At 64.1% G+C, this 20,713-nt stretch carries 18 protein-coding genes; 9 read left to right on the forward strand and 9 right to left on the reverse strand.

Going from position 1 to position 20,713, the window contains the following annotated elements; translation table 11 throughout:
• The gene (gene ppc, locus GPL20_RS07855) at window positions 1–2,799 is read right to left on the reverse strand and encodes a phosphoenolpyruvate carboxylase (protein ID WP_157329023.1); all 2,799 of its coding nucleotides are present in this window, start codon (window positions 2,797–2,799) and stop codon (window positions 1–3) included.
• A 604-nt stretch (window positions 2,800–3,403) separates the two neighbouring features.
• On the opposite strand from ppc, the gene GPL20_RS07860 reads away from it, so the two are divergent.
• The 3 genes from GPL20_RS07860 (at window position 3,404) to GPL20_RS07870 (ending at window position 6,589) form a co-directional block, all read left to right on the forward strand.
• Entirely contained in the window at window positions 3,404–4,510 is a 1,107-nt protein-coding gene (locus tag GPL20_RS07860; RefSeq protein WP_157329024.1) for a TRAP transporter substrate-binding protein, read from the forward strand.
• A gap of 94 nt (window positions 4,511–4,604) precedes the next feature.
• Window positions 4,605–5,168 (forward strand): TRAP transporter small permease subunit, encoded by a 564-nt coding sequence (locus GPL20_RS07865; protein WP_157329025.1) that lies wholly within the window; start codon window positions 4,605–4,607, stop codon window positions 5,166–5,168.
• A complete protein-coding gene (locus tag GPL20_RS07870) occupies window positions 5,165–6,589 on the forward strand; it encodes a TRAP transporter large permease (RefSeq protein ID WP_157329026.1) in 1,425 nt (474 codons plus the stop codon). The genes GPL20_RS07865 and GPL20_RS07870 overlap by 4 nt, the downstream gene beginning before the upstream one ends.
• A 60-nt stretch (window positions 6,590–6,649) precedes the next feature.
• Here GPL20_RS07870 and GPL20_RS07875 read toward each other — a convergent pair whose 3' ends face one another.
• The 3 genes from GPL20_RS07875 to GPL20_RS07885 all read right to left on the reverse strand — a co-directional run bounded on the left by GPL20_RS07875 (window position 6,650) and on the right by GPL20_RS07885 (window position 9,742).
• Window positions 6,650–7,054 carry a YccF domain-containing protein gene (locus GPL20_RS07875; RefSeq protein ID WP_157329027.1) on the reverse strand — a complete coding sequence of 135 codons (405 nt, stop codon included), beginning with the start codon at window positions 7,052–7,054 and terminating at the stop codon, window positions 6,650–6,652.
• Window positions 7,055–7,227: 173 nt separating this feature from the next.
• Window positions 7,228–8,772 (reverse strand): acyl-CoA synthetase, encoded by a 1,545-nt coding sequence (locus GPL20_RS07880; protein ID WP_157329028.1) that lies wholly within the window; start codon window positions 8,770–8,772, stop codon window positions 7,228–7,230.
• Window positions 8,773–8,932: 160 nt separating this feature from the next.
• The gene (locus GPL20_RS07885; RefSeq protein ID WP_157329029.1) at window positions 8,933–9,742 is read right to left on the reverse strand and encodes a crotonase/enoyl-CoA hydratase family protein; all 810 of its coding nucleotides are present in this window, start codon (window positions 9,740–9,742) and stop codon (window positions 8,933–8,935) included.
• Window positions 9,743–9,847: 105 nt separating this feature from the next.
• Between GPL20_RS07885 and GPL20_RS07890 the strand changes: the two genes are divergently transcribed.
• Together GPL20_RS07890 and GPL20_RS07895 are read left to right on the forward strand one after the other, a co-directional pair.
• On the forward strand, window positions 9,848–10,720 hold the full coding sequence (locus tag GPL20_RS07890; RefSeq protein WP_157329030.1) for an SDR family oxidoreductase: 873 nt from the start codon (window positions 9,848–9,850) through the stop codon (window positions 10,718–10,720).
• A 281-nt stretch (window positions 10,721–11,001) separates the two neighbouring features.
• Window positions 11,002–12,579, forward strand: a complete 1,578-nt coding sequence (locus tag GPL20_RS07895) for a fatty acid--CoA ligase (protein ID WP_157329031.1) — start codon at window positions 11,002–11,004, stop codon at window positions 12,577–12,579.
• Between the two features lie 358 nt (window positions 12,580–12,937).
• Here GPL20_RS07895 and GPL20_RS07900 read toward each other — a convergent pair whose 3' ends face one another.
• Entirely contained in the window at window positions 12,938–14,212 is a 1,275-nt protein-coding gene (locus GPL20_RS07900; protein WP_254126298.1) for an acyl-CoA dehydrogenase family protein, read from the reverse strand.
• 210 nt (window positions 14,213–14,422) lie between these two features.
• Between GPL20_RS07900 and GPL20_RS07905 the strand changes: the two genes are divergently transcribed.
• The gene (locus GPL20_RS07905) at window positions 14,423–15,202 is read left to right on the forward strand and encodes an enoyl-CoA hydratase-related protein (protein ID WP_167532940.1); all 780 of its coding nucleotides are present in this window, start codon (window positions 14,423–14,425) and stop codon (window positions 15,200–15,202) included.
• A 286-nt stretch (window positions 15,203–15,488) separates the two neighbouring features.
• Here the strand turns inward: GPL20_RS07905 and GPL20_RS07915 are convergent, their stop codons facing one another.
• From GPL20_RS07915 to GPL20_RS39925, 4 genes are read right to left on the reverse strand one after another with little or no spacing between them, the layout of a single operon-like run.
• Complete coding sequence (locus GPL20_RS07915) at window positions 15,489–15,860, reverse strand: DUF6285 domain-containing protein (RefSeq protein ID WP_157329034.1); 372 nt, start codon at window positions 15,858–15,860, stop codon at window positions 15,489–15,491.
• Between the two features lie 2 nt (window positions 15,861–15,862).
• The gene (locus tag GPL20_RS07920) at window positions 15,863–16,849 is read right to left on the reverse strand and encodes a phosphotransferase family protein (RefSeq protein WP_157329035.1); all 987 of its coding nucleotides are present in this window, start codon (window positions 16,847–16,849) and stop codon (window positions 15,863–15,865) included.
• Window positions 16,846–17,634, reverse strand: a complete 789-nt coding sequence (locus GPL20_RS07925; RefSeq protein WP_157329036.1) for an enoyl-CoA hydratase/isomerase — start codon at window positions 17,632–17,634, stop codon at window positions 16,846–16,848. Before GPL20_RS07925 ends, GPL20_RS07920 begins: the two co-directional genes overlap by 4 nt.
• Before the next feature lie 44 nt (window positions 17,635–17,678).
• A complete protein-coding gene (locus GPL20_RS39925; protein ID WP_256557480.1) occupies window positions 17,679–17,801 on the reverse strand; it encodes a hypothetical protein in 123 nt (40 codons plus the stop codon).
• Here GPL20_RS39925 and GPL20_RS07930 point away from each other — a divergent pair.
• The 3 genes from GPL20_RS07930 (at window position 17,800) to GPL20_RS07940 (ending at window position 20,713) form a co-directional block, all read left to right on the forward strand.
• Complete coding sequence (locus GPL20_RS07930; RefSeq protein WP_157329037.1) at window positions 17,800–18,579, forward strand: SDR family NAD(P)-dependent oxidoreductase; 780 nt, start codon at window positions 17,800–17,802, stop codon at window positions 18,577–18,579. The two genes, GPL20_RS39925 and GPL20_RS07930, sit on opposite strands and share 2 nt — an antisense overlap.
• A 121-nt stretch (window positions 18,580–18,700) precedes the next feature.
• Entirely contained in the window at window positions 18,701–19,081 is a 381-nt protein-coding gene (locus tag GPL20_RS07935) for a VOC family protein (RefSeq protein ID WP_157329038.1), read from the forward strand.
• 354 nt (window positions 19,082–19,435) lie between these two features.
• A complete protein-coding gene (locus GPL20_RS07940; protein WP_157329039.1) occupies window positions 19,436–20,713 on the forward strand; it encodes an acyl-CoA dehydrogenase family protein in 1,278 nt (425 codons plus the stop codon).

Here is a 20,713-nt window from a genome sequence, read left to right on the forward strand (position 1 = left end):
TCACCCCGTATTCCTCAGGCCCGCCGAAATGCCGTTGATCGTCAGCTGAATCCCGCGCAGCACCTGCTCGTCCGGGTTCTGCGCGCGGTGCTCCTTCAAGAGCTCGACCTGCACGTGGTTGAGCGGGTCGAGATAGGGGAAGCGGTGGCGCACCGAGCGCTCCAGCAGCGGGTTGCCTTGCAGCAGCCGGTCCTGGCCCATGATGTCGAGCAGCGTCTCGATACAGGAGTGCCATTCGCGGCGGATGCGGCCGAAGATTTTTTCGCGCAAGGCTTCGTCCGGCACCAGCTCGGCATAGCGCGAGGCGATTGCGATCGAGCTTTTCGCCAGCACCATGTCCATGTTCGACAGCAGCATGCGGAAGAACGGCCATTCCTTGTAGAGCTCTTTCAGGAACGGCATGCCCTTGTCGGGATGATCAGCGATCCACTGCTCGACCGCGCTGCCGAAGCCGTACCAGCCCGGCAGCATCAGGCGGCATTGCGCCCAGGAGAACACCCAGGGAATCGCGCGCAGATCCTCGATCGCGCGGGTCTTCTTGCGCGAGGCCGGACGGCTGCCGATGTTGAGCGTCGCGATCTCGTTGATGACGGTCGAGGCCCAGAAATAATCGACAAAGCCGTCGGTCTCGTAGACGAGGCAGCGATAGGCCTTGAAGGCGAGGTTCGACAATTCGTCCATCGCGCTCAGGTATTCGCGGCGCGGCGCGCTCTGGCGCGGATGCAAGAGACTTGCTTCAAGCGTCGCGGCGGCGAGGATCTCCAGATTGTTGCGACCAACTTCGGCGTTGGAATATTTCGACGAGATGATCTCGCCCTGCTCGGTGATGCGGATCTGGCCGTTCACCGCGCCGCCGGGCTGGGCGATGATGGCATCATAGCTGGGGCCGCCGCCGCGGCCGACCGAGCCGCCACGGCCGTGGAACAGGCGCAGGCGCACGTGGTGCCGCTCGAACACCTCGACGAGGCCGATCTCGGCCTTGTAGAGCTCCCAACCCGAGGTGACGAAGCCGCCATCCTTGTTCGAGTCGGAATAGCCGAGCATGACCTCCTGCACGGCGCCGCGGCTGTCGACCAGGCGGCGGTAATCGTGCAGCGACAGCATGCGGTCCATGATGCCGCTTGAAGCCTGCAAGTCCTCGATGGTTTCGAACAGCGGCACGATGTTGATCGCACTGCGTCCGGAGGGATGAACGAGTCCGACTTCCTTCAGCAGCACCGCGACCTCGAGCATGTCCGACATGCCCTTGCACATCGAGATGATGCATTGGGGAATGGCGTCCGAGCCGAACTTCGCATGCGCTTCCGCTGCGGCATGGAAGACGTTGAGCTCGCCCATGGTCTCGTCGCTGTACTTGACGAATGGCGAGACCAGCGCGCGCGTTGAGCGCAATTCGTTGGTGAGCAGCGAGATGCGGGCATCCTCGCCGAGCGCGAGATAGGACATGCCGGGGTTCGCCGCATCCATCAGCTCGGCAATGGTGCGTTCGTGCACGGCCGAGTTCTGGCGGATGTCGAGCCGCGCCAGGTGGAAGCCGAAGCAGTCCACCGCGCGCCGGAGCAGTCGCAGCCGGCCGCGGGCGATGACGCGGGCATTGTTGGAGATCAGCGAGCGGTGCAGCACGTCGAGATCGGCCTGCAGCTCCCTGACGCTCTCGTAAGGCCGGCCCCTGCCGACCGGCCGGCGCGTGATCTCGACCTCGAGCTTCTCGGCCGTCGCGGTGAGGCGCGCGTAGATGCCGGAGACCGCGAGGCGATAGGGCTCGCCGCTCCGGTGCGGCGAGGTGTCCGGCGAGCGTTCCGCCAGCGTGCGCAGCTCTTCCGACACGTCGGCAAGATGCGCCGCGATCGACAGCTCGGCGCCGAGCACATGCAACTCGTTGAGATAGAACTGCATCACCCGGCTCGACTGGAGCCGCAGCGTGCCGCGCATGACGTCGGCGGTGACGAAGGGATTGCCGTCGCGGTCGCCGCCGATCCAGCTGCCCATGCGCAGGAACGAGGCGAGCTCGCCGGCCGCCTGCTCGCCGCCCTCCTCCAGCCGGTCCTCCAGCGCGTTGACGAGGCGCGGCACCTCGCGCAGGAAGGTGTAGTCGTAGAAGGACAGGCCGTTGGCGACCTCGTCGAGCACGGTGAGCTTGGTCCGGCGCAACAGGTTGGTCTGCCACAGCGTCAGAACCTCGCGGCGAAGCTGCTCGTCGCTGGCGGCGGCCTCCTCCGCGGTCAGCGCGACGCGCTCGCGACGGTCGAGCAGGCCAGCGACCTCCATCTCGCGGTCCATGGTGCTCTTGCGGCGGACCTCGGTCGGATGCGCGGTCAGCACCGGGCTGACGAGTGCGGTCTTGAAGAAGCTGCGCAGCGTGTCGGCGCCGATGCCCGCCGCCTTGGCATGGGCGAGCGTCTCCGCCAGTACGCCCGAGCCGCCGTTCTTGCCGGCGCTGCGGGCGCGCATCTGGCGGATGTTGTTCTGGTCCTCGGCGATGTTGGCGAGGTGGGAGAAATAGCTGAAGGCGCGGACGATCCGCACCGTCTCCGAGGTCGACATGCTGTCGAGGATCTGCTCGAGCTCGCGGCGGGCCAGCCGGTCCTCGTCGCGGTGGAACCGGATCGAGGTCTGGCGGATGCGCTCGACCAGGTCGAACACGTCGGCGCCCTCCTGATCGCGCACGGTGTCGCCGAGGATGCGCCCGAGCAGGCGGATGTCGTCGCGCAGCCGCGCTTCCGCTTCCATCGCCTGGACGTCCTCGGGGCGGTTGGGGCGATGCTCAGCGGTGTCGGATGGTGCGGTCTGGAGGGACATGGCTCGCTCCCCTTCAAGAGCTCCCTGCGGCTCTCCGGTCCGGAGGAGTGTGCGATATTTTTCTACCGCAGTGCAAGATGAACTTGGTGGCGGCGCGGCAACATCGCCGATCAAGCGCGCGTCTTCGATCTCGCGGCGAACAGACCCCGGGCGTCAGGACCACACGCTTTGGCCGTCCGCGGACGTCCCTCCAAACCATTCGGAAGCTCGCGCGTCCTCGCCCCCGACGCCGAAGGAAACGCTGTGGCCGCGCCGTGTCGATCACGCGGATCGTGATGGCTCACGAGGCTCGCCCGCTCTACCACCCCGTCACGCGCCGGCGCTGGCGCGTCCATCGCATCCCGGTCTACGCATCGTGACGATCACGAACGTCCCTCTGACGGCCGTAGTGCCTTTAGCCGAAAACGAACTTCTGTTAATCAGAATATGTTGCGCTCCCGTCGCTTGACCTGCATGTCCAGCGCTTGCTGCGGCCAGAAAGCAAGATGACAACTTGCGGCGATGGTGGCAGAATGGTGACAGACGTGGTTTGAAGACTTGGCGACCAAGAACAACGAAGAGAAGAGTTCGCCGCGGTCACGTTGTCCAAGGGAGGAGATGGCTCATGAAACGCTTGTTTCTGGGGTTAGTTGCCGTTGCCCTGATCGCTTCGGCGTTTGTCGTATCCACCACAACAGTCATGGCGCAGACGAAGGTGTTGAAGATGCAGGCCACATGGCCGGCGTCGCTCACGCTCTATGACAACTTCACCTATTTCGCCGACCGGGTGAACAAGCTGTCAGCCGGCGCGCTGAAGATCGAGGCGATGCCCGCCGGCCAGGTCGTGCCGGCGTTCGAGGTGCTGGACGCAACCCACAAGAAGGTCCTCGACGGAGCGCATGCGTGGGCCGGCTACTGGACCGGCAAGAACAAGACCGCAATCCTGTTCACCGGCGGTCCCGGCGGCACCTTCGGCATGGACTTCATGGACGTGATGGGTTGGCTCTATCACGGCGGCGGCCTCGAGCTCTACAACGAGTTTTATCAGAAGGAGCTCAAGCTCAACCTCGTCGTGTTTCCAATCCTGCCTGCAGGGCCGCAGGCGTTCGGCTGGTTCAAAAAGCCGATTCAGACGGTCGAGGACATGAAGGGCATGAAATGCCGCCAGACCGGAATGGCCGGCGAAGTGTGGCAGGCGCTCGGCTTCACGGTGGTCAACATGCCGGGCGGCGAGATCATTCCCTCCGCGCAACGCGGCGTGATCGATTGCGCAGAATGGGTCGGCGGCATCGAGGACATGCAGCTCGGCTTCCACAATGTCTGGAAGTACCACTATTCGCCCGGCTTGCATGAGAACGTGACGGTCGGCGAAATCGTCATCAATGGCGATGTGTGGAAGGAGCTCAGCCCGCAACATCAGGAGATCATCAAGTCGGCGGCCAACGAGACATTCCTCGTCTGGTGGACCAAGTGGCAGCGGCAGAACGCCGACGCGCTGATCGAGATGCAGCAGAAGCACGGCGTACAGATCCTGCGCACGCCGACGGAGATCCTGCTGGCCTTCATCAAGAAGTGGGACGAAATCGCGGCGGCCGAGAGCGCCAAGAACCCGTTCTTCAAGAAGGTGCACGACTCGCAGAAGGCCTATGCCAGCGCCGTGGTGCCGTACAAGAGGTCCTATTTCCCGCCATACTCCTTCATGGCGAACCACTACTTCCCGGTCGAGAAATAGGACTTCCTCCGAGGGCGGCCGGTTCGGCCGCCCCCGATTCGCACGCAGGCGGCCTGCGTTGCGCCGCACGAACGATCGGCGAAAGAGGCGAGGCATGGCTGAGATAACAGGCAGGCAGCCGCCGGCGCTGCTGGCCATCATCAGGATGATCGACGGCTTCACGGACCGGACCGGCACGATCATCTCGTGGCTCTCGGTGCCGCTGGTTCTCGCCGTCGCCTACGAGGTCGGTGCGCGTTACCTGTTCAACGCGCCGACCATATGGGCCTACGACGCGACCTACATGCTGTACGGCTCGCTGTTCATGCTTGGCGCCGCTTACGCGCTGCACAAGGGTGCTCATATCCGTACCGACTTCTTCTGGGAGAAGTTCTCGATCCGCAGGAAGGGCTGGATCGATACGATCTCCTACGTCGTCTTCTTCTTCCCGAGCCTGATCATGCTGTTCCTGATCAGCTGGAACGAATTTTACTACGCCTGGCTGATCAACGAGACTTCGGACCAGACACCGTGGCGGCCCGTGCTTTGGCCGTTCAAATTCGTCGTGCCGTTCGCCTGCCTCCTGCTGCTGGTCCAGGGCGTGTCCGAGCTGATCAAGAGCATCTACATGGCGCGCACCGGCGTCGAGCTGGAGCACAAGGAGAAGGTCGAGATATGACCGCAGAAGCGCTCATCGGCCTCATCATGCTGCTGGTGCTGCTTGGCGCGATCTTCATCGGTGTGCCGATCTCGTTCACGCTGCTGTTTCTCGCCTTCTCGTTCGGCTACTGGGGCATGGGCGGGACGGTCTTCGAGCTTGGTTACTTCCAGACCATCGGCATGATGAAGGAAGAACTCCTCGCCGCCGTACCGCTGTTCATCTTCATGGGCTTCATCACCGAGCAGGCGGGGCTCATGGAGCGCCTTTTTACGGCGTTCCGCATGCTGCTTGCGCCGGTGCGCGGCGCACTCTTCCTCGTCGTCATCCTGACTTCGACCGTGTTCGCGATGGCGACCGGCATCGTCGGAGCAGCCGTCACGGTTCTCGGCATCATGGCCTCGCCGATCATGACGAAGGCGGGCTATGATGCCAAGCTTTCAGCGGGCACCATCACGGCGGGTGGCACGCTCGGCATTCTCATTCCGCCGTCGGTCATGCTGATCGTGATGGGGCCGGTGCTCGGGGTTTCGGTCGCCGATCTCTATGCTGCAGCCTTCGGGCCGGGCTTCCTGCTGGCCAGCATCTACATCGTCTATCTGATGGGCCGCTCCTTCATCAATCCCAAGCTCGGGCCGCCAGTGCCAAAGGATGAGCGGATCTACTCCGCTGGATACATTGCGCGCGAGGTGGTGGTCGGCACGCTGCCGCTGCTCGGGCTCATCACGGCGACGCTCGGCTCGATCATCGGGGGGCTTGCCACGCCGACGGAGGCCGCCGGCATCGGCAGCGTCGGCGCGCTGATCCTGGCCATCGCCTATGGCAGGTTCTCGCTCGGGGGACTGCAGCGAGCGCTGACATCGACGATGGCGACGTCGAGCATGGTGCTGCTGCTGGCGGTCACATCGAACATATTCGGTGCGGTGTTCGCCCGCCTCGGCTCGGCGAACTGGATCACCGACACGATGCTCGGCCTCCAGTTGCCGCCCAGCCTCATGCTGATTGTCGTGCTGCTCCTCATTTTCCTGCTGGGCTGGCCGTTTGAGTGGCCAGCCATCATCCTGGTGTTCCTACCGATCTTCTATCCGGTCGTGAAAGGCATGGGCATCGACCTCATATGGTTTGGAGCATTGGTTGCGGTTGTGCTGCAGACCGCCTTCCTGTCGCCGCCGGTCGCCATGTCGGCGTACTATCTCAAGCAGGTGGTCAAGGGCTGGAGTCTCACGACGATCTACGCCGGCATGTTCCAGTTCATGATACTGCAGGTGATCTGCGTTGGGCTGATGATTGCCTACCCGGGCATTGCGACCTGGTTCCCACACACGCTGCACGAAGCATCTCGCAGCCAGGTGATCCCCGAGGAGTACAGGAAGATCCTGGAACAGCAGAAACAAGCACCGTCCCTGGAAGACGAGGACTGGTCGACACCAAAAAAGAAGTAGCCCGCGCGATTGTGCGCTGCTGCTCAATTTCCGGAAGCTGAAGCCTGTGAACCGCGAGCCTTAAGCCGGCACGATCACCTTGCCGATCGGCCACAGCGCGATGCCCGCGAGCTTCAGATGGGCCCAGGCGAAGGGGATACCGATGATGGTGACGGCGAGGACCAGGGCGGTCACGAGGTGGCCGAGCGCCAGCCACCAGCCGGCGAGCACGAACCAGATGATGTTGCCTATCACCCCGAGCGGACCAGTGCCGATATCGTTCATGCCGGTGACCTCATAGCGGCTGACCGCCCGCGAGCCGAACGGCAGCAGCGTGTAGACGGCGATGTTGAACGCCGCCCGCGCCCAGGGCAGGCCGATGATGGTGATGGCCATGATGACCGCAGCGATCAGCCAGCCGAACGCCATCCAGGCGCCGCCGATGAGGATCCAGAGGATGTTGAGCAGGATGGAAACGGGAGCCATGGGATGATCCGCGAGGTCGATGATGTCGTATGTATAGCACGACCCGCGAGGTCGTGGTCCATGAGGCGGCTCAGGTCATCGCGAATTGTTGTAGCCCGGATGAGCGAAACGACATCCGGGATCTTGCTGCTTGTCATCCCGGGTATCGCTTCGCTCACCCGGGCTACGGACCGTCAGATTTTCCGTCCCGCCTGCTCCCAATAGGGATCGCGCAGGCGGCGCTTGAAGATCTTGCCGGAGTCTTCGCGCGGGAGGCCGGTCCGGATCTCGATGTGCTTCGGCACCTTGTAGTCGGCGAGCGAGGTTTTCAATCGGGTGCGGATGTCGGAGGACTCCAGCGTCACCCCCGCCTGCGGCTCGACCACCGCCATCAGGGCTTCGCCGAACTCGGCATCGGGGATGCCGAACACCGCGCAATCGTGCACGCCGGGGACGGCGTGCAGCACCGACTCGATCTCGGCCGGATAGATGTTGACGCCGCCAGATATCACCATGTCGCGCTTGCGGTCGCAGATAAAGACGTAGCCGTCCTCGTCGATGTAGCCGACGTCGCCGGAGGTGATGAAGCCGTCGCGGTCGATCTCGGCGCGCTTCTCCGGCTTGTTGTGGTAGGTGAAGTCGGCCATCTCGGCCATGCGCGAATAGATCTCGCCGATCTCGCCGACGCCCAGCACGCGACCGTCCTCACCGACAAAACGCAACTCGGCGCCGGGCGAGATCTTGCCGACCGTACCGGGCTTCTTCAGCGCGTCCTCTGACGTCGCAAAAGTGACGGCACTCGATTCGGTCGAGCCGTAGAATTCGTAGATCACCGGCCCCCACCATTCGATCATGGCGCGCTTCACCTCCGCCGGACAGGGCGCGGCGGCGTGAATGACGTGGCGCAGCGAGGAGACGTCGTACTTTTTGCGCACGGCCTCCGGCAGCTTCATCAGGCGGATGAACATGGTCGGCACCATGAAGATGGTGTCGATCTTGTACCGCGCGATCAGCTGAAGAAATTCCTCGGCCTCGAAGCGCGGCATCAGCACCAGCGCACCGCCGAGTTTTCCCGCGCGGATGCCGAACGAGTTCGGCGCGGAATGATAGAGCGGGCCCGGCAGGATCGCGCGGGCGCCGGGCTTCAGCCCATAGATCATCGCGCGCATGCGCTCGCCGGCCGCCGCCTGCTCCGGCGTCGGCGCATTGCGGCGCACGCCCTTGGGATGGCCGGTGGTGCCGGACGTATAGATCATGTTCATGGGCTGCGGCACGACCGGGCCGTCATAGGGCTGGTGTTGCGCGAGCCAAGGCTCGAAATCGATCGCGAAGTCCGGCGTCGTCAGATGACTGGAATCGATCTTGTAGTTGGACAGTATCTCCGGCGGCGTCGGCACGCTGAGCACGGTGACGCCGTTCGGAATCGCATTGCGCGAGCCGTGCAGCATGTCGGCGTGTCCGATCAGCACGAACGTACCGGTATCCCCGAGGATGTAGTTGATCTCCTCCGGCTTGAAATGCCAGTTGATCGGCACGCCATAGGCCCCGAGCCGCATCGCGGCGTAGGCGGTTTCCAGGAACGCGATGTCGTTGCGCATCAGCATGCAGACGCAATCGCCTTGCTTGACGCCGATTTTGGCGAGGCCGGAGGCGATGCGGTCGGCGCGGTTCGCGATTTCGGCGTGAGAACGGCAGCGCTTGCCGGAGACGATGCCGAGGAAATTGGACGCTTCGCTCATTTTTGCTTTCCGATCTTTCGTCGGGTTGAGAAACTGCAGCCACAATTGCGATTGTCATTCCGGGATGCGCCGAAGGCGCAGGCCCGGAATCCATACTCCCGATCGTGGTTATGGATTCCGGGCTCGATGCTTCGTATCGCCCCGGAATGACGGGGAGTTGCTAATCCACATACTTCGGCGCGCGCTTCTCCAGGTTGGCGCGCACCGCCTCGGTCTGGTTCGCGCCGCCGATCAGCTTCTGCTGTTCGACGGACTCCGCAAGCAACGCCGGGCCCGGATCGACCGAGAGATTGTTGAGCAGGCGCTTTGCGGCACGGATCGCATCGGGACTCTTGCCGGCGATTTCGCGTGCGACCTCGAGGGCGCTCGCGCGCGGGTCGTCGCAGATGCGCGTGGCGAGACCATAGGTCATCGCCTCCTGCGCGGAGAAGATGCGGCCCGTGTAGGTGAGATCGCGCAGGATGTCGTCGCGCACGAGCGAGGCCAGGATCGGCGTGCCCGCCATGTCGGGCACGAGGCCCCATTTGATTTCCATCACCGACATCCGCGCATCGGCCGAAAGGAAACGCATGTCGGCGCCGAGCGAAAGCTGGAAACCACCGCCGAAGGCAACGCCGTGCACCGCTGCGATCACCGGCACCGGAAGCTGGCGCCAGCCCCATACCGCCTGCTGCGGAAAGTTTGCCTGGCCGTGCGTGCGCACCGTGAGGTCGCGATTTTCGCCACCCGGAATTCCGTTGCCACCCTTCTCCTTCATGGCGGCAAAACGCCCCATGTCGAGACCGGCGCAGAAGGCGCGGCCTTCGCCGGACAGCACGACGACGCGCACGCCCCTGTCCTTCGAAAGCCGCTCGGTCGCAGCGACAAGCGCTTCGAACATGGCCTGATCCAGCGCATTCATCTTGTCCGCGCGCACCAGCCGCACGTCGGCGACGCCTTCCGAGATCGAGATCGAGACGCGCTCTTCCATGGATGAATTCTCCCCTGTTCTTGTTCGGTGCCGCTTTACAGGACGCTGGCGGCCGGATTTAGTCAATCGACCAATTAACTGACAATCCGTACGGGAGAAACAGCCATGTTCAAGGAAAATCTTCTGGCCGGACGGCGCATCCTCGTGACCGGCGGCGGCACCGGCCTTGGCAAATCGATGGCGGCGCGCTTTCTCCAGCTCGGCGCCGAAGTGCACATCTGCGGCCGGCGCAAGATCGTGTGCGACGAGACCGCGACTGAATTGATGGATCTGTATGGCGGCCGCGTCACCAGCCACGGCGTCGACATCCGCAACGCGCTCGCGGTCGAGGAGATGGTCGAGAACATTTTTCGCGATGGCCCCCTCACCGACCTCATCAACAACGCTGCCGGCAATTTCATCTCGCGCAGCGAGGAGCTCTCGCCGCGCGGCTTCGATGCCGTCGCCAACATCGTCATGCACGGCACGTTCTACGTGACCCACGCGATCGGCAAGCGCTGGATCGCCCTGAAGCAGCCCGGCAACGTCGTCTCGATCACCGTGACCTGGGTGCGCAACGGCTCGCCCTACGTGGTGCCGTCGGCGATGAGCAAGTCGGCGATCCACGCCATGACGATGTCGCTCGCCACCGAATGGGGCCGATACGGCATCCGCCTCAACACGATCGCGCCGGGCGAGATCCCGACCGAGGGCATGAGCAAGCGCATCAAGCCCGGCGATGAGGCCGGCGCGCGCACGAAGGCGATGAACCCGATGGGCCGCGTCGGCACCATGGAGGAGCTCCAGAACCTCGCGGTGTTCCTGATCTCGGGCGGCTGCGACTGGATCAATGGCGAGACCATCGCCATGGACGGCGCGCAGGCGCTCGCGATGGGTGGCAATTTCTACCAGCTCCGCGACTGGAGCGACGACGACTGGAAGGCCGCGCGCGAGAGCATCATGGCGCAGAACGAGAAGGACCGGGCGAAGCGGGGGTGATTTCGTGTTGTGAGCGCGCGATGTGTAAGGGACTACGCTTTCACCTCGCCCCGCCTGCCGTCCCGGCGAACGTCGGGACCCATAACCCCAGGGAGACGTGAGACCGGTAACTCCGAGGCTTCGCAAAGCCTCTCCCTGTGGCTATCGCGACGAGCGCAAGCGCTCGCGCGGGGGTCCCGGATCTGCGCTCCGCTTGTCCGGGACGACAGCGTGGCCCATCTTGTCTTCACCCGCGGATGTCGTCACACTCGGCGCCATAAACGAGACGTCACGGGAGAAACATGTCCACACAGCCATTGGCTGACCTCGCCGACATGGTGCGCGAGCGCGCGAAAAGCCGCGGCGATGCCATCGCCTACGAGTTCGAGGGCCGCCTCACCAGCTTTGCCGAGTTCGACGTCAAGACCAACAAGGTCGCCAACGCGCTTCTCGCGATGGGCCTCAGGAAAGGCGACCGCATCGCCTATCTCGGCAAGAACAGCGACATCTATTTCGAGCTGCTGATGGGCGCGATGAAGGCCGGCGTGGTGACGGCGCCGGTGAACTGGCGGCTCGCCGGGCCCGAAGTCGCCTTCATCGTCGCGGACTGCAATGCACCGGCGCTGTTCGTCGGGCCGGAGTTCATTACGCAGATCCGGCAGATCAAGGACAAGATTCCCGACGTGCGCACCGTCATCACCACCGAAGGCGGCGCGCCGGAATGGCAGGATTTTGGGGCGTGGCGAGACGCGCAGAGTGGCGACGATCCGAAGGTGCCGATCACTCCCCGCGACATCGCGATCCAGCTCTACACGTCGGGCACGACAGGCAAGCCGAAGGGCGCGATGCTGTCGCACGCGAACTTCCTCAATTTGGTGCAGTCCGGCAATGCCGAAGACAAGCCGGAGTGGAACCGGTGGTCGACCGACGATGTGTCGCTGGTCGCCATGCCGGTCTTCCATATCGGCGGCTCGGGCTGGGGCGTGATGGGACTCTATCACGGCGCCCGCGGCGTGATCGCGCGCGAATTCGATCCGACCAGGGTGCTGGATTTCTTCGAGCAGTCGGGCATCACAAAACTATTCATGGTGCCGGCGGCGATGCAGTTCGTGGTGCGGCAGCCGCGCGCCAGGACGGTCGATTTCTCGCGGCTGAAATACATGCTCTATGGCGCCTCGCCTATACCGGCGGCGCTGCTGAAGGAGTGCATCGAGGTCTTCAAGTGCGGCTTCGTGCAGCTGTATGGCATGACCGAGACCACGGGCACTATCGTCGCGCTGCCGCCGGAGGACCACGTCGAGGGACTGGAGCGGATGCGTTCGGCCGGCAAGGCGCTGCCGGGTGTCGAGATCGCGATCCTCGACGCGGACGGCAAGCCGCTGCCGCCACGTGAGGTCGGCGAGATCGCAACGCGCTCGGGCTCCAACATGGCGGGCTACTGGAACCTGCCGGAGGCGACCGCCGCGACGCTGCGCGCCGACGGCTGGCTACGCACCGGCGATGCCGGCTACATGGACGAGGACGGCTATCTCTACATCCACGACCGCATCAAGGACATGATCATCTCCGGCGGCGAGAACATCTACCCCGCCGAGGTCGAGAGCGCGCTGTGCGATCATCCTGACGTCGCCGAAGCCGCCGTGATCGGCGTGCCCGACGACAAATGGGGCGAGGCGGTGAAGGCGGTCGTGGTGATGAAGCCGGGCAAAGAGGCGAGCGCCACCGACATCATCAATTTCACCCGCGAGCGCATCGCCGGCTACAAGACGCCGAAGAGCGTCGAGTTCCTGCCGGCGCTGCCGCGCAACCCGTCAGGCAAGATCCTGCGGCGGCAGTTGCGCGAGCCGTATTGGGCGGGGAAGGACAGAAGGGTGAATTAGCTCCGCTGTATCCACCTCGTCGTCCCGGGGCGCGCGCAGCGCGAACCCGGGACCCATAGCCACAGGGAGAGGTTTGGCGAAGACTCGGAGTTACGGGCTCGCCCCAAACTTCTTCCTGTGGTTATGGGTCCCCGCGTTCGCGGGGACGACCCAGAGAGAGATATCGCGTAACAGCTAGCTAGCCACCACTCCATCCGCATCGTCGTCCCGGGGCGCGCGCAGCGCGAACCGGGGACCCATAGCCACAGGGAGAGGTTTGGCGAAGACTTGGAGTTACGGGCTCGCCCCAAACTTCTTCCTGTGGTTATGGGTCCCCGCGTTCGCGGGGACGACCCGGGGAGAGATGTTGCGTAACGCCTTAATGCTTCCCCGGCCCCATATACCCGAACAGGAATCCCGCCACCTTGCGCATCTGGATCTCCTCGCTGCCTTCGGTGATGCGGTAGCGGCGGTGGTGGCGGTAGATGTGCTCGAACGGCTTGTGGCGTGAGTAACCCATGCCGCCATGGACCTGCATGGCGCGGTCGGCGGATTCGCAGCAGAGGCGGTTTGCCCAGTAGTTGCACATGGAGACGCGGTCGGAGAGCGTGCGCTCGATCTGCTCCTCGGTGAGCTGGTCCATCTCCCAGGCGGTCTTGCGGATCAGAAGGCGCAGCATCTCGGCTTGCGTCGCAAGCTCGACCAGCGGGAACTGGATCGCCTGGTTCTCCGCAAGTGCTTTGCCGAACGGCTTTCGTTCGCGCGCATACTTCACACTCTCGTTGATGCAGTAGACGGCGGCACCGAGCGAGCTCGCGGCCTGGCGGATGCGGTTCTGGTGCACGAAGCATTGCGCCAGCGACAGGCCGCGGCCGACCTCGCCGAACTGCGCATCCTCCGGCACGAATACATCGGTAAAACTGACGCGGGGATGGTCGGTCGGCATGTTGAAGGTCCACATGTATTCCTCGACCTTCACCCCATGGCTCTTCGCCGGCACCAGGAAGCAGGTGATGCCGCGGGCATCGCCGTCATTGCCGCTCGTGCGCGCGAACAACGCGCAGTGGGTGGCGACGTGCATGCCGGTGGTCCACATCTTCTCGCCGTTGATGATCCAGCCCTTGACGTTGTCGCGGGTCGCGGGCACCGCGCGCGTCTCCATGTGGGTGGCATCCGAGCCGTGATGCGGCTCGGTGAGGCCAAAGGTGATGCGGTACTTGCCCTTGATCGAGCCGTCGATCATCGCCTTCTGGTCGTCGCGGCCGTAGCGGTCGAGCATGGTGACGACGGGGAAGTTGCCGACGATGGAGTGCTCGTTCTGGAGATCGTTGTGCAGGCCGAGGCCCTTGGCGGCAAAATGCTCGCGGATGACCGCCATCCAGAGATTGGAGCCGTCCTTGCCGCCGTACTGCTTCGGCACGGGAAAGCGGAGGTGGCCGGCGGCATCCGCGAGATCCTTGGCCTTGCGCAGCAGCCCTTCCCATTCGTGGCGCGGCAGGCCGCCATTCTCGAAATCGGTGCGCGCCCATTCGCGGCGATGGTCGAAGAAGCGGATGTTGTCGTCGGCCTGTTCCAGCGGCTTGATCTCGCGTTCGATGAAACGGTCGAGCTCTCCGAGATAGGCGACGAGATCGGCAGGCAATGAGAAATCCACGGTTCTCTCCCGGACTGTTTTTCGTTTTGCGTTAAGGCGCTACGCGCGCTGTTGCTTGCCTCGATTAAGGTGAGAAGAGCGTGCGCAAGTCAAGCAAGCCGAGGCGTGTGACGCGTGCAAGGCGCGTCCGCGCAATTCGATGGTGTTGCGGCGCGCATGCGCGCTAGTATGACGCCAATATTCCTTCACAAGAAAATGCGGGAGCGCGCGATGGAGCTGAAGTTTTCGAAGGTGGAACGCAAGGGGCCGATCACGATCGTCACGCTGTCGCGGCCCGAGGTCTACAACGCGCTGCACACCGACGCGCATTTCGAGCTCAACAAGGTGTTCGACGATTTCTCCACCGATCCCGAGCAGTGGATTGCGATCGTCACCGGCAGCGGTGACAAGGCGTTCTGCGCCGGCAACGATCTGAAGTGGCAGGCGGCAGGGGGAAAACGCGGCTGGGACAAGGGCGGCTTTGCCGGGCTCACTGCGCGTTTCGACTGCGACAAGCCGATCATCGCCGCGGTGAATGGTGTGGCGATGGGCGGCGGCTTCGAGATCGCGCTGGCGTGCGACCTGATCATTGCGTCGGAAAACGCGACCTTCGCCCTGCCGGAGCCGCGCGTTGGCCTCGCCGCGCTCGCCGGTGGCCTGCACCGGCTGCCGCGCCAGATCGGCCTGAAGCGCGCCATGGGCATGATCCTCACCGCGCGCCATGTCAGCGCCAAGGAAGGGCTCGAGCTCGGCTTCGTCAACGAGGTGGTGCCGCAGGGCGAGGCCCTCGCGGCCGCGCTGCGCTGGGCCGAGATGATCACCAAGAACTCGCCGATGTCGATCCGGGCCTCGAAGCAGGCGATCCAGAAGGGGCTCGGCGTGTCGCTGGAGCAGGCGATCGAGGAGCAGCGCGAGTACCCGGCGGTGAAGGCGATGGCGGCCTCGCAGGATTACATCGAGGGCCCCAAGGCGTTCTCGGAGAAGCGGCCGCCGAAATGGGTGGGGAAGTAGGGGTGGTTTTCGCCGCCGCCATTTCCGGGGCGCGCCGGCAGGCGCGAGCTATGATGCGCAATTGCGCATCTGAGAATCCATCAGGCGGCAGGACGCTCGGATGAATGGATTCCGGGCTCGTCGCTTCGCGACGCCCCGGAATGACGGCTGGAGAGAGCCGCACCACTGCCTCAACATCGTCATTGCGAGCGCAGCGAAGCAATCCAGACCGTCTCCGCGGCGACAGTCTGGATTGCTTCGTCGCAAGGGCTCCTCGCAATGACGGAGGATGGAGCGTGTAGCCCGCCTACCGCCCAAGCTCCCGCTTGTACGAGGCGTAGTTCGGCTGATCGACCGCCAGCTTGTCCATCGTGGTCTGCCAGAGATGCTCGGCGAGACCCGGCGTCGCGAGATCGAGTTCGCCCTTGGCGATGCGCTCCGCCAGCACGCGGTTGAGCTCGCTGACCGAGCCGTCCGTGCCGAGCAGCGCGCGCAGCCGCTCCACTTCCGCAGCATCGCCCCCCTCCTCCTGCGTCAACTGCCGCGTGACGAGGTCGAGGATGTTGATGGCCACGCGCAGCTTGAAGGCCTGGTGGCCGGAGATCAACGGCGTGATGTCGTTGCGGAGGAAATCGGCGACGGATTTGGTCAGCTCGATTGGGGTTGGCTCGTCCTGCATGGTCAGCTCCCGCGCGGCGCCAGCAGCCGCAACAGATCGATTTCGGTCTCGGAGGCGCGGCGGCCGATCATCGCGCGCTCCATGGAATGATCCGGGCTCTCGCGAAACCGCTGCATCATGCCGCCGCACATGATGCCCCAGCGTAGCGTCCCCATCACTTCCCAGAATTTCACGCGCAACGGATCGACCTTGCGGCCTGCGGCCTCATAACCCGCGAACAGCTCCTCACGCGAGCCAAAGCCGCCGACGGGCTTGTCGATCTCGCCAAAGCGCCAGGAGTTGACGCAGACCCAGCCGAGATCCTCCATGGGATCGCCGAGATGGGCGAGCTCCCAGTCGAGCACCGCACGGACGCCGTCAGCGCCGATGATGAGGTTGCCGTTGCGGAAATCGCCATGCACCAGCGTCTCCTCCGCCGAGGGGCCGGGATCGTGGTCGCGCAGCCAGCGCAGGGCCAGCTCGAACACGGGCTTTGGCCAGTTCAGGCTGCGATAGTCGCGCTCGAATTCGCCGATCTCCTGGGTCGCGTTCCGGCTGCGCAGCACAGGCAGCCTGTCCTGCGGCAGCCTGTGCAGGCCTGCAAGCACCCCACCGATCTGTCGCGCCAGAAGCGGCCGCGCGGCCGCGAACGCGTCATCGCGCAGGATCTTGCGCGCGATGGTCTCGCCCTCGACCCGCTGCATGATGAAGCCGGTGCCGAGATCATCTTCAGGCGCGAGCACATGCATCACGCGTGGCGACGGCACGCCGGCCTCATAGGCGAGCTGCATCAGCTGCGCTTCAGCCGCAAGACCCGCCGCGCGCGTCGGCGCCGCGCCATAGCCCTTGGGCGAGCGGCGCAGGATCGCGCCGATCGCACCATCGGGATGCACGATATCGAAACGCCAGGTCTCCTGACTGGCACCGCCGGACAGCTTTGCAGCGCCGGTGACGCCGGTCGCACCGGGACACCAGCGCTGAACGCTGCGGGAAAGCTCCGCTTCGATCATTTGCCTTTGAACTGCGCGGGCCGCTTCTCCAGGAAGGCGCCGACGCCTTCACGGAAGTCCTGGGTGTCGCCGGCGCGGAGCTGGCACTGGAATTCGAGATTGAGCTGATCCTCGAAGGAATTCTCCGGGCTGTCCCAATAGAGCTTGCGGATCAGGGAGAGCGCGACCGTCGGGCCGCTGGCGAGCTCGCGCGCGAGCTTCATCGCCTCCTCCATCAGCACGCCGTCGTCATAGACGCGGTTGACGAGGCCCCATTCCAGCGCCTTCTCGGCCGGCAGCCGCTCGCCCATCAGCGACAATTCGATCGAGCGCGCCCGGCCGATCAGGCGCGGCAGGAGCCAGGTCGAGCCGCAATCCGGCACGAGGCCGATGCGGCGAAAGGCTTGCAGGAAATAGGACGAGCGCGCGCAGAGGATCATGTCGCCGAGCAACGCGAAGCTCATGCCGGCGCCGGCCGCCGGGCCGTTGACCGCGGTGACGATCGGGCAGTGCAGGTTGCGGATGCGGCGCAGGAAGGGATGAAAGCCGGTCTCCAGCGTCAGGCCGGCCTTGGTCTTCTTCGACTGGTTGTTGCGGCCCTGGAGATTTGCGCCGGTGCAGAACGCCCGCCCTGCCCCGGTCAGCACGACGCAGCGCACCTCGTCCTTCTTCTCCTCGACCGCGTCGAGTGCTTCGGCAAGACCGCCCAACATGTCCACGGAGACCGCGTTCATCACCTCCTGATGGTCGAGCCTGAGGATCGCGACCGAACCATCGAAATCGAGCGTGACGTGTTTGAACTGCATGGTTTCCTCGTCAGTTGCAGCCCGCGATGTTTCGCAGACCGGAATTACTTTTGCCGGGGCGCATATTTGATTTTTGGCGCGGTCTTGTCCATGGTGATCAGAGCATAGCAAGCAATCTTGCGCGCAGCGGCTGATGGGCTGCACACCAAAAACAGGAAACGCGCCATGAACCTTTTCGACCTCTCCGGCCGCGTGGCCGTGATCACCGGCGGCAATGGCGGCATCGGGCTCGGCATCGCACAGGCGCTTGCCGGTCAGGGCTGCAACGTCTCGATCTGGGGCCGCAATGCTGACAAGAACAAGGCCGCTGCCGCGAGCATGGCGGGCCTCTCCGGCAAGGTCGACACCCGCGTCTGCGACGTCACCGATCCAGCCTCGGTCGATGCCGCGATGAAGGCGACACTCGATACCTTCGGCCGGGTCGACGGCTGCTTCGCCAATGCGGGCATCGGCGGCGGCGGCCGGCGCTCCTTCGTCGAGCGCACGGAGGAAGAATGGCGCACGATGTTCTCGACCAATCTCGACGGTGTATTCCATGCGTTCCAGGCCGCCGCAAAGCACATGACCGAGCGCGCCAATGCCGGCGATCCCTTCGGCCGGCTGGTCGCGACCTCGAGCCTCGCCTCGATCTTCGGCACCGCGCGCAACGAGCATTATGCAGCGACCAAGGCCGCGATCAACGCGCTGGTGCGCGCGCTCGGCGTCGAGCTGGCGCGTTACGGCGTCACCGCGAACGCGATCCTGCCCGGCTGGATCAAGAGCGACATGACCGCGGGCCTGATGGCCAACGACAAGTTCGTCGCCAACGTGATGCCGCGGATTCCGATGCGGCGTTTCGGCGAGGCATCAGATTTCGGCGGCATCGCGGTGTATCTGATGAGCAAGGCGTCATCCTATCACACCGCGGATACGTTCGTGATCGACGGCGGCTATACCGCGTTCTGATTTTTGCATGCGTAGCCCGGATGGAGCGAAGCGTAATCCGGGATCAGCGTAACATGAGGCAAAACCCCGGATTTCGCTGCGCTCCATCCGGGCTACAAATCATCATGAGGGGACAGGGCAAATGTTTTCACACATCATGATCGGCACCAACGACCTGGACAAGGCCAAGGCGTTCTACGACAAGCTGCTCGGCACGCTCGAGGTGCGGCCGGCCAGGGTCGACGGCCATCGCATCTTCTACATCACCAAGACCGGCGTGTTCTCGGTGTCGAAGCCGATCAACGGCGAGCCCGCGACCTGTGCGAATGGCGGCACCATCGGATTCGCCGCCAACTCGCCCGAGCAGGTCGACAAGTGGCACGCCGCTGGCGTCGCCGCCGGCGGAACGCCGATCGAAAATCCGCCCGGCATCCGCGAGGGAGCGGGAAACAAGCTTTATCTCGCCTATTTGCGCGACCTCGACGGCAACAAGATCTGCGCGATGCATCGACTGGCGAATTGAGCCACACACTCAATGTCGTCCCCGCGAAGGCGGGGACCCATAACCACAGGGAGCTGTGACTGCGCGAAGCTCTCAACTCCAAGCCTTTCTACTCCAAGCCTTCGCCAAACCTCTTCCTGTGGGGTGTCGCGACGAGCGCAAGCGCTCGCGCGGGGGTCCCGGATCTGCGCTTCGCTTGTCCGGGACGACGTCGGCGAGATAGCGCGCCCAACACGCCATTCAAACAACATTTCAAACGCTCTCGCGAAATTCCATCGCATGGCATGGCTCGCGTGAGAAAATGCGCGCTCGCACTTTGCGCGCGCTGCGACTATTCTCCGGCTCAACGCGATTTCAGTGACCCCGGGAGGAACAATGACAAAACACGCCTACATTCCCCGCACCACCAACTACACGCTCAATCCCGGCGACGAGCTCAACGACCTCCGCATGTCGGACCAGGTCCGGCCGCTCTATGATCATGTCAAGAAGTTCATCCGCGACACCGTCGAGCCGATGTCGATCGAGTTCGCCAAGGCCGGCGAAGGCAAGCAGGATCGCTGGAGCTTCACGCCGAAGCAACTCGAGGTGCTGGAGAAGGCCAAGAACAAGGCCAAGCAGGAAGGTCTCTGGAATTTCTTCCTGCCCGATGACGAGACCGGCCAGGGCCTGAAGAATCTCGACTACGCCTATATCGCGGCGGAGCTCGGCAAGAGCCCGCTGGCCTCCGAGACCATGAACTGCTCGGCGCCCGACACCGGCAACATGGAGGTGCTGGAGCGCGTCGGCACCAAGGAGCAGAAGGAGAAGTGGCTGAAGCCGCTGCTCAACGGCGAGATCCGCTCGGCCTATGTGATGACCGAGCCGAACGTCGCCTCCTCTGACGCCAAGAACATCTCGACGACGGCCAAGCTCGTCGGCGACGAATGGGTCATCAACGGCGAGAAGTATTACATCTCAGGCCTCGGCGATCCCCGCTGCAAGATCCTGATCGTGATGGTGAAGACCAATCCGGATGCGGCGCCGAGCAAGCAACAGTCGCAGATCCTGGTGCCGCGCGACACGCCCGGCGTCGAGGTGCTCGGCCCGATGTACGTGTTCGGCCAGGATCACGCGCCGCGCGGCCACATGCACATGCGCTTCAACAATGTGCGCGTGCCGAAGGAGAACATGCTGCTCGGCGAAGGCCGCGGCTTCGAGATCTCGCAGCTCCGCCTCGGACCGGGGCGCATCCATCACTGCATGCGCACCATCGGCAAGGCCGAGAAGGCGCTCGACCTGATGGTTCAGCGTGGCCTCACCCGCGAAGCCTTCGGCAAGAAGATCGCCCATCTCGGCGGCAACATGCAGATCATCGCGCAGGCGCGCTGCGAGATCGAGGCGATGCGGCTGATGGTGCTGAAGGCCGCGAAGGCGATGGATGTGCTCGGCAACAAGGAAGCCCGCGTCTGGGTCTCCATGGTCAAGGCCATGGTGCCGGAGCGCGCCTGCAAGATCATCGACCAGGCGATCCAGATGCATGGCGCCACCGGCATCTCGCACTGGACCCCCCTCGCCGAGATGTACCAGGACGTGCGCCATCTGCGCTTTGCCGATGGTCCCGACGAGGTGCACTGGATGGTGGTCGGCCGCCACGAGCTGAGCATGGCGTAA

It is taken from the genome of Bradyrhizobium cajani (genome assembly GCF_009759665.1).
In the GTDB taxonomy this organism is placed as follows: Bacteria; Pseudomonadota; Alphaproteobacteria; order Rhizobiales; family Xanthobacteraceae; genus Bradyrhizobium; species Bradyrhizobium cajani.